Source organism: Streptomyces sp. NPDC014764 (assembly GCF_043082785.1).
Classification (GTDB): domain Bacteria; phylum Actinomycetota; class Actinomycetes; order Streptomycetales; family Streptomycetaceae; genus Streptomyces; species Streptomyces althioticus.
This window is the reverse complement of the sequence record NZ_JBIBXY010000004.1, coordinates 502,138-512,898: the sequence shown is the minus strand read 5'-3', so window position 1 is coordinate 512,898 and position 10,761 is coordinate 502,138. Positions and strand designations below refer to the sequence as shown.

The 10,761-nt window shown below is 71.8% G+C and carries 10 protein-coding genes; 9 read left to right on the top strand and 1 reads right to left on the bottom strand.

All coding sequences use genetic code 11. The features are described from left to right. Positions 1-130: 130 nt before the first annotated feature. Positions 131-586: an ATP-binding protein gene (locus ACF1AG_RS14210; RefSeq protein ID WP_359600634.1), complete on the bottom strand. Its 456-nt coding sequence runs from the start codon at positions 584-586 to the stop codon at positions 131-133. A 220-nt stretch (positions 587-806) separates the two neighbouring features. On the opposite strand from ACF1AG_RS14210, the gene ACF1AG_RS14205 reads away from it, so the two are divergent. The 9 genes from ACF1AG_RS14205 to ACF1AG_RS14165 all read left to right on the top strand — a co-directional run bounded on the left by ACF1AG_RS14205 (position 807) and on the right by ACF1AG_RS14165 (position 10,756). Next, on the top strand, positions 807-1,583 hold the full coding sequence (locus ACF1AG_RS14205; protein ID WP_387796113.1) for a hypothetical protein: 777 nt from the start codon (positions 807-809) through the stop codon (positions 1,581-1,583). A 181-nt stretch (positions 1,584-1,764) separates the two neighbouring features. Next, positions 1,765-2,502: a YcnI family protein gene (locus tag ACF1AG_RS14200; protein ID WP_387796111.1), complete on the top strand. Its 738-nt coding sequence runs from the start codon at positions 1,765-1,767 to the stop codon at positions 2,500-2,502. A gap of 81 nt (positions 2,503-2,583) precedes the next feature. Next, positions 2,584-3,240, top strand: coding sequence for an SCO family protein (locus ACF1AG_RS14195; protein ID WP_359747644.1), 657 nt, complete (start codon positions 2,584-2,586; stop codon positions 3,238-3,240). Continuing rightward, complete coding sequence (locus tag ACF1AG_RS14190; RefSeq protein ID WP_359747646.1) at positions 3,237-3,686, top strand: copper chaperone PCu(A)C; 450 nt, start codon at positions 3,237-3,239, stop codon at positions 3,684-3,686. Before ACF1AG_RS14195 ends, ACF1AG_RS14190 begins: the two co-directional genes overlap by 4 nt. Before the next feature lie 13 nt (positions 3,687-3,699). Beyond that, entirely contained in the window at positions 3,700-5,835 is a 2,136-nt protein-coding gene (locus ACF1AG_RS14185; protein ID WP_391809792.1) for a copper resistance protein CopC, read from the top strand. Between the two features lie 6 nt (positions 5,836-5,841). After that, positions 5,842-7,125: an iron uptake transporter deferrochelatase/peroxidase subunit gene (gene efeB / locus ACF1AG_RS14180; RefSeq protein WP_359600640.1), complete on the top strand. Its 1,284-nt coding sequence runs from the start codon at positions 5,842-5,844 to the stop codon at positions 7,123-7,125. Positions 7,126-7,196: 71 nt separating this feature from the next. After that, positions 7,197-8,129, top strand: a complete 933-nt coding sequence (pheA, locus tag ACF1AG_RS14175; protein WP_359600641.1) for a prephenate dehydratase — start codon at positions 7,197-7,199, stop codon at positions 8,127-8,129. Between the two features lie 540 nt (positions 8,130-8,669). Further along, positions 8,670-9,947 carry a serine--tRNA ligase gene (gene serS, locus ACF1AG_RS14170; RefSeq protein ID WP_359600642.1) on the top strand — a complete coding sequence of 426 codons (1,278 nt, stop codon included), beginning with the start codon at positions 8,670-8,672 and terminating at the stop codon, positions 9,945-9,947. Next, positions 9,944-10,756, top strand: coding sequence for an HAD family hydrolase (locus ACF1AG_RS14165; protein ID WP_359600643.1), 813 nt, complete (start codon positions 9,944-9,946; stop codon positions 10,754-10,756). The genes serS and ACF1AG_RS14165 overlap by 4 nt, the downstream gene beginning before the upstream one ends. The last annotated feature ends 5 nt before the right edge of the window (positions 10,757-10,761 follow it).

The window sequence follows — 10,761 nt, the reverse complement described above, 5'->3', positions numbered from 1 at the left end:
CGCTCCCGCATCCCCGCAAGATCATCGCGTCCAACGGCCACGGTCCTCGCAACTCCCACAGATCGCGGGTGTTGCGAGGACCGTTAGAACCCAAGGACCCGGGAGGGGCCCCTCGTCGTGTGCACCAGCGCTAGACCGCCGTCAGCGGTGCGTCCTCGCGCCATTTGAGGATCTTGTCGAAGCTCACCACCGCACCGCCGCGGCCCGGTTTGTTGCCGATGTGGACATGGTCGGCCAGTTGCTCGATGAGGCACAGGCCGCGGCCGTGCTCCGACTCGGCGGGGACGGGCCGGGGGCGTGGGCGGGGGTCGGCGGCGGGGAAGCCGGGGCCGGCGTCGGCGACCTCGATGCGGCACTTCTCACCGTCGAGGTAGGCGGTCACCCGGAACGCCTCCGAGGTGTGATCGCGTGCGGCACCGCCGCCGTGCTCCACGGCGTTCGCGCAGGCCTCGCTGAGGGCGACGGACAGGTCGTAGGAGATCTCGGGGTCGACGCCCGCGGTCTCCATGGTGCCGAGCAGCAGGCGCCGGGCGAGCGGCACGCTGGCGGCATCGCGCCGCAGATGGAGTGACCACCAGATGCTCATGCTCCAGCCTCCTGGCTGCGGCTCGACATACCGTTACGTATTGCCCTGAGTAGTGACCTGTAAGCACGAAGTTGACGTGACACCGCCCATATGGCGGGTGTACCGGGGACCCGATCGGTGTATGTGGGACGCCGCACCGCACAGGTGATCTTACGGTCGTACCTCATCTTGCGGACCTGGCGTACGGCGCCCCCGGGGCTGGTGCGATGATGAGGCCGCCATGTCTGCCCCTTATCCGCGCACGATGCGCGCCGGACGAGGACTCCGGATCCTGCGGGCCGCGGTGTTCGCCGCGGTCTGCGTCGTGCTGGCCGGGGCAGGCCACTCGCTCGCCTCCTGCGACGCCGTCCCGCTGTGGACGCTCGGCGCGGGGTTCCTCGCGGCGGTCGCCGTCGCCGTGCCGCTCGCCGGGCGCACCCGCCCGCTGCCGGTGATCACCGCCCTGCTGGCCGGCGGGCAGACCGCGCTGCACACGCTGTTCGGCCTCGGGCAGCACGGCGCGGGCTCGTCCGACGCCGCGCTGGTCGCCCAGGCCGCCCGTCTGTGGTGCGGTCCCGGCACGATCAGCCCGGCCCAGGCGGAACGGCTCCTCGCCGACGCCCGGATCCTGCCGCACGGGGCCGGAGCCCACGGAGCCGATGCCGTGGCGGCGGGCCCCGCGGGGTCGCTGCTGCCGTCGCTGCCGATGCTGCTCGGCCATGTCCTCGCCGCGACGGTCGCGGGATGGCTGCTGCGCCGGGGCGACCTGGCGCTGCTGCGTCTGGCCGAGCTGTCCGCGCAGGGCGTCGCCGAAGGCGCCCTCGTGCGGTCGCTGCGCGGGGCACTCGCCCTGGTGCGGGCCCTGCGCGCCGGACTCCCCGGCGCTCCCGAGGCCGGCCCGGTCACCCCGCGCACCGCGCTGCTCCCACCGCTTCCCCCGCGCTACGCGGCTCTGCACCACACGGTGATCCGCCGGGGCCCCCCGGCCTCCTCCTCCGCATTCGCGCTCGCCGCCTGACGCGGGGCGACCCACCGGTCCGGGGTTCCGGACGGAACGAGGGACGCCTCCGTGCGGCACGCGTGTGCGCCGGTCCCGCCGCGTGCGCCCGGCCGTCGTCCCCGCCGAGCGGAGCGACCGCCGTCCGCGCCGCGTATCCCTCACCGTCCGTGAAACCTCTACGAAGCGGAGTGCTTCTGCCATGAAGGCTTCCCGTATCGCCGCCGCCGGTGCCGTCGCCGGCGCCGCCGTCCTTGCCGTGTCCACCCCCTGCTTCGCGCACGTCAGCGTGCAGCCCGAGGGTGAGGCCGCGAAGGGCGGCTACGCGGTCGTCGGCTTCAAGGTCCCCAACGAGCGGGACAACGCCTCGACCACCAAGCTCGAGGTCACCTTCCCGTCGGACCACCCCCTGTCGTCCGTGCTGCCGCAGCCCGTCGAGGGCTGGGACATCAAGGTCACCAAGTCGCGGCTGACCGAGCCGCTCGAGGTGCACGGCAAGAAGATCGACGAGGCCGTCACCAAGGTCACCTGGACCGCCAAGGGCGACGGCATCGAGCCGGGCTTCTACCAGAAGTTCCCGGTGTCCGTCGGCACGCTGCCCGAGGACACCGACCAGCTCGTCTTCAAGGCCCTGCAGACGTACTCCAACAAGGAGGTCGTCCGCTGGATCGAGGTGCCGCAGGAAGGCCAGGACGAGCCCGACAACCCGGCTCCGGTGCTGACCCTGTCCGCGCCCGCCGAGGACGGCCACGGACACGGCGCCGCCGCTGACGACAAGGCGTCCGACGACGCGGAGCAGGCCTCCGCCGAGACGACCGCCGCGTCCGGCGACTCCGGCGGCACCGACACCACCGCCCGCGTGCTGGGCGTCGTCGGCATCGTGGTCGGCGCCGCGGGCGTCGCGTACGGCGTGCTCGCCGGGCGCCGGCGCTCCGCCTGAGCCTTCCCCTCTTCACGGCGCGCACCGGGCCCGGCCCGCGGCCTCCCGGTGCGCGCCGCACACCCACCTTCAGGACCATCCATGCGCAAGAAGACCCTCGCGGCGGCAGCTCTGCTCGCCGTCGTCCCGCTGACCCTCACCGCCTGCGGCGGCGACGACGGCGACAGCGGCTCGCCCGTCTCCGTGGTGTCCGAGGAGACCGGCGGACAGAAGGCGGCCACCGTCCTCGACAAGCCCTTCGAGAAGCCCGACCTCGTCCTCACCGACACCCAGGGCAAGCCGTACGACTTCCGTGAGCAGACCGCGGGCAGGCCCACGCTGATCTACTTCGGCTACACGCACTGCCCCGACGTCTGCCCGCTGACGATGAACAACCTCGCGGTGGCCAAGAAGCAGCTCCCGAAGGAGCAGCAGGACCAGTTGCGGATCGTGTTCGTCACCACCGACCCCGAGCGGGACACCCCGGCCGAGCTCGGCAAGTGGCTCAAGGGCATCGACTCCCAGGTCGTCGGTCTGACCGGTGACTTCGCCACCATCCAGGCCGGCGCCCGCACCCTCGGCATCTCCATCGACCCGCCGCGCAAGGACGACAACGGCAAGACCGTCTCCGACCACGGCACCCAGGTCATCGCCTTCTCCCCGAAGACGGACGGCGGTTACGTCCTCTACGGCGAGGACGCCACCGTGGAGGACTACACCCAGGACCTCCCCAGGATCATCAAGGGGGAGAACCCGTGAGGCACCGCGCGGCCGCCGCCCTGGTCCTGGCCGGCGCGCTCGCCCTGACCGCGTGCGGCGGTTCGGACGACGGCTCGGCACGGCTGTCGGTCGGCGCCGCGTACATGCCCCAACCCGTGTCGGACCTTGCGGCGGGCTTCCTCACGATCACCAACGACGGCGGCGCCGCGGACCGGCTGACCTCGGTCAGCAGTGACGTCGCCGGCCAGGTCACCGTGCACGAGACCGTCGACGGGGCGATGCGGGAGGTCGAGTCCCTCGACATCCCCGCCCACGGCAGCCTCGTGCTGGAGAGCGGCGGCAACCATCTGATGTTCGAACAGCTGAAGCGCAAGCCGAAGCAGGGTCAGAAGGTCTCCGTCGAACTGCGTTTCGCCCACTCCGACCCCGTCACGGTCGAGCTCCCGGTGAAGCCGGCCACCTACCGCCCGACGACCGGACACTGAGGGAGACACCCCTGTGACCCAGACCATCGCCCCCCGCGTACGGACCCTGGTGCTGCTGATCCTGGCCGTCGCCGGCGCGCTCCTCGCCGGGGCCGCTCCCGCCTCCGCGCACGCCGCGCTGACCGGCAGCGACCCTGCGCAGGGGGCGGTGGTCGACACCGCGCCCCCACAGGTCTCGCTCACCTTCTCCGAGCCGGTCGCGGTGAGCGACGACTCCGTGCGGGTGCTCGACCCCAAGGGCGAGCGGGTGGACAAGGGCGACCCGGCCCACCCCAGCGGCACCACGTACAGCGTGCGGCTGGTGAGCGGGCTGCCCGACGGCACCTACACGGTGGCCTACCAGGTGGTGTCCGCCGACAGCCACCCCGTCGCCGGCGCCTTCACCTTCTCCATCGGCGCCCCCTCGGAGACCACCGTCTCGGTCTCCGCTCAGGGCTCCGACGACGGCCTCGTGGGGTGGCTCTACGGCTTCGGCCGCTACGTCTCCTACGCGGGCTTCGTCGTCCTGGCGGGCGGCGCCGCCTTCGTCCTCGCCTGCTGGGCGCCGGGCGCCCGGGTGCGGGCGGTCCAGCGTCTGGTCGTCTCCGGCTGGCTCGCGCTCACCGCGGCGACCCTGGGCCTGCTGATGCTGCGCGGCTCCTACACCACCTCCGGCAAGGTCGGCGACGTCTTCGACCTGGAGCTGCTGGGGGACGTGCTCCAGACCAAGACGGGCGCGGCCCTGGTGTCACGGTTGCTGCTGCTCGCGGCGGCGGCGCTGTTCATAGCCGTGCTGTTCGGGGCCTACGCCCGCTCGGCGGGTGCCGGCGATCCTGACCGAGCCGCCGAGGGCGATGGTGGGAACGACGGCGGGAACGACGCCGGGAACGACGGCGACGGTGACGGCGGGGGGCCGGACAAGCGGGACCTGACCTTCGGGCTGGCCCTCGGCGGGACGGTCGTCGCGGCCGGGCTGGCCGCGAGCTGGGCCATGTCCGAGCACGCCTCCCAGGGTCTCCAGGCGGGCGTGGCCATGCCGGTCGACGTGGTGCACCTGCTGGCGGTCGCCGCCTGGCTGGGCGGACTCACCGCACTCCTCGTCGCGCTCTACCGCGCGCCCGCGGAGACGCCGGTCGGGCGGGACGCCGTCCGGCGGTTCTCCCGCCTCGCCTTCGGCAGCGTGGTGACGCTGGCCGTCACCGGCGTCTACCAGAGCTGGCGGCAGCTCGGCTCCTGGTCCGCCTTCACCGACACCCGGTACGGGCAGCTGCTCCTCGTCAAGATCGCGCTGGTGGCCGTGATGGTCGCCGTCGCCTTCCTGTCCCGCCGCTGGACACAGCGGCTGGCCGACACACGCGTCTCGGCGGCTAACGAGGAGGCGAAGAGGACCGAGGAGACCGAGAGGGCCGTGCTGGCCGAGGCGACCGAGCTGGTCAAGGGGGCCACGCGGGCCGAACAGGCCGAGGAGGAGAAGCAGCCGGCCGGCACCGCCCCTGCCGAGGCGTCCGGGACTTCTGAAGTGTCCGAGGCGTCCCAGGCGGTCGCGGTGTCCGATGCGGAGAAGGCCGAGGCCGGACAGGACTCCGTGCGGGCCGCCCAGCTCGCCCGGCAGCGGGCCGCGGCGGAGGCCGCCCGGCAGAAGCGGCTGCGGGACGCCGACCCGAACCGTTTCGGACTGCGCCGCTCGGTGCTCGCCGAGGCGGGCGTCGCCGTCGTCCTGCTGGCCGTGACCACAGTGCTGACACAGACCGAGCCGGGACGCACCGAGCAGGACGCGAAGGCGGCCTCCGCCACCTCGTCCTCGGCCTCGGCGACCGGGCAGGGCAGCGGCGCGGTGAGCCTGACCATGCCGTTCGACACCGGCGGCAGGAACGGCAAGGGCGTCGTCTCGGTCGACCTCGACCCCGCCCAGGCCGGTGACAACGCCCTGCACGTCTACGTCGAGGGACCGGACGGCACACCCGTCGACGTGCCCGAGGTGAAGATCGCGCTCACCCTCGCCGCCCAGGACATCGGTCCGCTGCCCGTCGCACCCGACCACATCACCACCGGACACTGGTCGGCGAGCCGGGTGCAGATCCCCATGGCGGGCGACTGGAAGGTCGAGGTGACCGTGCGGACCTCCGACATCGACCAGGTGACCGTCTCCAAGAACGCTCAGATCGGCTGAACCACCATGGCTGACCCTTCCCTGTCGCAGACCCGCACCCCTGAGGAGGAGTCCTCGGCGGAATCCGCCGCCTCCGGGACGGGTATCTCGCGGCGACGCCTGCTCGGCACTGCCGGCGCCACCGGGCTTGTGCTCGGGGCGGCCGGCGGTGCCGTCGGGTACGCGGCGGCGCCCTCCGGCGCCACCCCGCTCACCTCGGTCGGCGCCTCGAAGGTGCCGTTTCACGTGAAACACCAGCCGGGCATCACCGACCCGCTCCAGTCACGCGGCCATCTCCTCGCCTTCGACCTTGCGCCCGGCGCCGGGCGCAGGGAGGCGGCCGCGCTGCTGCGCCGCTGGTCCGACACCGCCCGTCGGCTGATGGCCGGGCAGTTCGACGCCGAGGGCGACAGCGACGTGGCCCGTGACGCCGGGCCCTCCTCGCTGACCCTGACGTTCGGATTCGGGCACAGCTTCTTCGCGCGCACCGGGCTGGAGAAGCAGCGTCCGGCCGCCCTGGACCCGCTGCCCGCCTTCTCCTCCGACCGCCTCGACCGGGCCCGCAGCAACGGGGACCTGTGGGTGCAGATCGGCGCCGACGATGCCCTCGTGGCCTTCCATGCCCTGCGTGCGGTGCAGAAGGACGCGGGCGCGGCGGCCCGGGTGCGCTGGCAGATGAACGGCTTCAACCGCTCACCGGGCGCCACCGCCCGCCCCATGACCACCCGCAATCTGATGGGCCAGGTCGACGGAACCCGCAACCCGAAGCCTGAGGAGCCGGACTTCGACGAGCGGATCTTCGTGCCGGAGCAGGGCGAGCCCGCCTGGATGGCGAACGGCTCCTACGTGGTCGTCCGCCGGATCCGGATGCTGCTGGACGACTGGGAGAAGCTGCCGCTCAGGGAGCAGGAGGGCGTCATCGGGCGGCGCAAGGCGGACGGCGCCCCGCTCTCCGGTGGTGACGAGACGACCGGGATGGACCTGGAGAAGACCGACGCCAAGGGCAACCTGGCCGTCCCCATCAACGCACATGCACGGATCACCAGGCCCGACCAGAACGGAGGGGCCGCGATGCTGCGCCGGCCGTTCTCCTACCACGACGGCATCGACGCGGACGGGACTCCGGACGCGGGCCTGCTGTTCGTCTGCTGGCAGGCGGACCCGCTGCGCGGTTTCGTGCCGGTGCAGCGCAAGCTCGACCGGGGCGACGCACTGACGCCGTTCATCCGCCACGAGGCGAGCGGACTGTACGCGGTCCCGGGCGGGGCTGCGGAGGGCGAGTATGTGGGTCAGGCGCTGCTGGAGGGGTGAGAATCGTCCGGAGTCACCCTCCGGAGCTCTCTCGGGAGGGGCCGTCGGCGTGAGCCCATTAGGGTGAGGTCATGCCAGCGAGCTATGCGTATCTCGGCCCAGAGGGCACCTTCACCGAAGTCGCTCTGCGCACGCTTCCCGAGGCGGCCACGCGTGAACTGGTCCCGTACGTGTCCGTGCAGTCCGCGCTCGACGCGGTGCGCGCCGGCGAGGCCGAGGCCGCTTTCGTTCCCATCGAGAACTCGGTGGAGGGCGGGATCACCACCACCCTCGACGAGCTGGTCGCGGGCACCCCGCTGATGATCTACCGCGAGGTGCTGCTGTCGATCACCTTCGCGCTGCTGGTCCGCCCGGGCACGAAGCTGTCGGACATCAAGACGGTGACCGCGCACCCGGCCGCTCAGCCGCAGGTGCGCAACTGGCTGCGCACCCACCTGCCCGACGCACTGTGGGAGTCGGCCGCCTCGAACGCGGACGGCGCGCGGCTGGTCCAGGAGGGCCGGTACGACGCGGCCTTCGCCGGTGAGTTCGCGGCGGCCCGGTACGGGCTGGAGCCGCTGGAGACGGGCATCCACGACGCGGAGAACGCCCAGACCCGGTTCGTGCTGGTGGGCCGGCCCGCGCGACCTGCGGCGCCGACCGGCGCGGACAAGACCTCGGTGGTGCTGTGGCAGCGCGACGACCACCCGGGCGGGCTGCGAGACCTGCTGGGCGAGTTCGCCACCCGGGGCATCAACCTGATGCTGCTTCAGTCGCGGCCGACCGGCGCCGGCATCGGCAACTACTGCTTCTGCATCGACGCCGAGGGACACATCTCGGACCGCAGGATGGCGGAGGCCCTGATGGGGCTGAAGCGGATCTGCCTCCAGGTGCGCTATCTCGGTTCGTACCCGAGGGCGGACGTGCAGCCGGGCGAGGTGCGGGCGCCGTTCCCGGGGACGTCGGACGAGGAGTTCGTGGGGGCCGCGGACTGGGTGGCACGCTGCCAGGACGGCCGGTTCTGACCGGTCCGCCGCCGGTCCTACCTGCCGACTGTCGTTATCCACAGAAGTTATCCACAGGTCCGCTTCTCGACCTGGGGACAAGTCGACACCTAGGCGGTCTTCGGTCGACAAATCGCCCTACAGGCCATGATCACGTTCATTGCGTCGCACCTCACCCTTCGTCCACCTTTTTGAAGGGATCAATCCTTTAGAGGGAGGGCTTTCCACTCGAAAGTGGCGGCAGAGCGAGTTCGCGCGGTGAATGCCCGCCGTCGGCCGGGCGTTTCGGAGTGATCAATTCCGGCATCCACAGATCTTCCCCACAGGCTGTGGATAACTTTTCGTGCGGTGTGGACAGCTGTGGACAGCGCGGCTCCAAGTCCCCTTCCGCACAAGGGTTTCCGGTCAACCCTGAGCCCTGCGACCGACTCTTTCAAGCGGTCACACCCCCTTTATTGACCTTGAGGAACACAACGGATAATTCCTCAGTAAAGGGACACGGGACCCGTCATCCCAATAGTGAGTCGTGAGCCCTCACCCCACACCGGTAGCCTTGACCGCGTGATTGACCTTCGCCTGCTCCGTGAGGACCCCGACCGTGTGCGCGCTTCGCAGCGCGCCCGTGGAGAGGACGTCGCGCTCGTCGACGCCCTCCTCTCTGCCGACGAACGGCGCAGGTCGTCCGGCGTCCGCTTCGACGAGCTGCGCGCCGAGCAGAAGTCGCTCGGCAAGCTCATCGGCCGGGCCACCGGCGACGAGAAGAGCGAGCTGCTCAAGAGGGCCGAACAGCTCAAGGCCGACGTCAGGGCCGCCGACGCCGAGCGCGACGCCGCCGACACCGAGACCCAGGAGCTCCTGCTCAGGCTGAGCAACCTCGTCCACCCCGACGTGCCCGTCGGCGGCGAGGAGGACTTCGTCACGCTCGAGACGCACGGCACCATCCGCGACTTCGCCGCCGAGGGCTTCGAGCCCAGGGACCACCTGGAGCTCGGCCAGCGCCTCGGCGCGATCGACGTCGAGCGCGGCGCCAAGGTCTCCGGCAGCCGCTTCTACTTCCTCACCGGTGTCGGCGCGCTGCTCGAGCTGGCCCTGGTGAACGCCGCGATGGCGCAGGCCACGGCGGCCGGCTTCACGCCGATGCTGACCCCGGCGCTGGTGCGCCCCCAGTCGATGGCGGGCACCGGCTTCCTCGGCCAGGCCTCGCAGGACGTCTACCACCTGGACAAGGACGACCTGTACCTGGTCGGCACGTCCGAGGTGGCCCTCGCCGCCTACCACATGGACGAGATCCTGGAGGCCGACAAGCTGCCGCTGCGCTACGCGGGCTTCTCGCCCTGCTTCCGCCGCGAGGCCGGCTCGCACGGCAAGGACACCCGGGGCATCTTCCGCGTCCACCAGTTCGACAAGGTGGAGATGTTCTCCTACGTGGCGCCGGAGGACTCCCAGGAGGAGCACCGGCGGCTGCTGGAGTGGGAGAAGCAGTGGCTGACGTCGCTGGAGCTGCCGTTCCGCGTCATCGACGTCGCCTCGGGTGACCTGGGCTCCTCGGCCGCCCGTAAGTACGACTGCGAGGCGTGGATCCCCACCCAGGGCAAGTACCGCGAGCTGACCTCGACCTCGGACTGCACCGAGTTCCAGTCGCGCCGCCTGCAGATCCGGGTGCGCGAGGACAAGAAGGTGCGCCCGCTGGCCACGCTCAACGGCACCCTGTGCGCCGTCCCGCGCACCATCGTGGCGATCCTGGAGAACCACCAGCAGCCCGACGGCTCGGTCCGCGTGCCCGAGGTGCTGCGCCCCTACCTGGGCGGCCGGGAAATCCTGGAACCGGTCGCCAAGTGAGCGGCGCGTCGTCCTCCTTCCCGTACCGGCTGGTCGCCACCGACCTGGACGGCACGCTGCTGCGTGACGACCACTCGGTGTCCGCACGCACCCGTGAGGCGCTCGCCGCGGCCGCCGCGGCGGGTGCCGCGCACATCGTCGTCACCGGCCGCGCCGTGCCCTGGACCCGCCCGATACTCGAGGACCTCGGCTACCAGGGCCTCGCGGTCTGCGGCCAAGGCGCCCAGGTGTACGACGCCGGCGCCGGACGGCTGCTCACCTCCGTGACACTGGACCGGCAGCTCGCCGGGGTCGCGCTCGCCAAGATCGAGGCGGAGGTCGGCCCGCTGCACCTGGCGGCGAGCCGGGACGGCCTGGACGGCGAGGTGCTGGTGGGGCCGGGCTACGACGTCATCGGGTCGCTGCCGGCGACGCCGTTCACGGACGCCTCCGACCTGTGGGCGGCCCCGCTGAATAAGCTGTACATCCAGCACCCGGAGCTGACCTCGGACGAGCTGGCCGCGGCGGCCGAGCGCACCGCGGGCGGTTTCGTCACCGTCGTCATGGCGGGCGAGGGCATCGTGGAACTGCTGCCGCTGGGGCTGTCCAAGGCGACCGGGCTGTCGCTCGCCGCCCGCCGCCTCGGCGTGAAGGCGGCGGAGACGATCGCCTTCGGCGACATGCCCAACGACATCCCGATGTTCGCCTGGTCCGGCCACGGCGTCGCCATGGCCAACGCCCACCGCGAACTGCGGGCGGTCGCCGACGAGGTGACGGCGTCCAACGAGGACGACGGCATCGCGGTGGTGCTGGAGCGTCTGCTGAGCTGACGCTC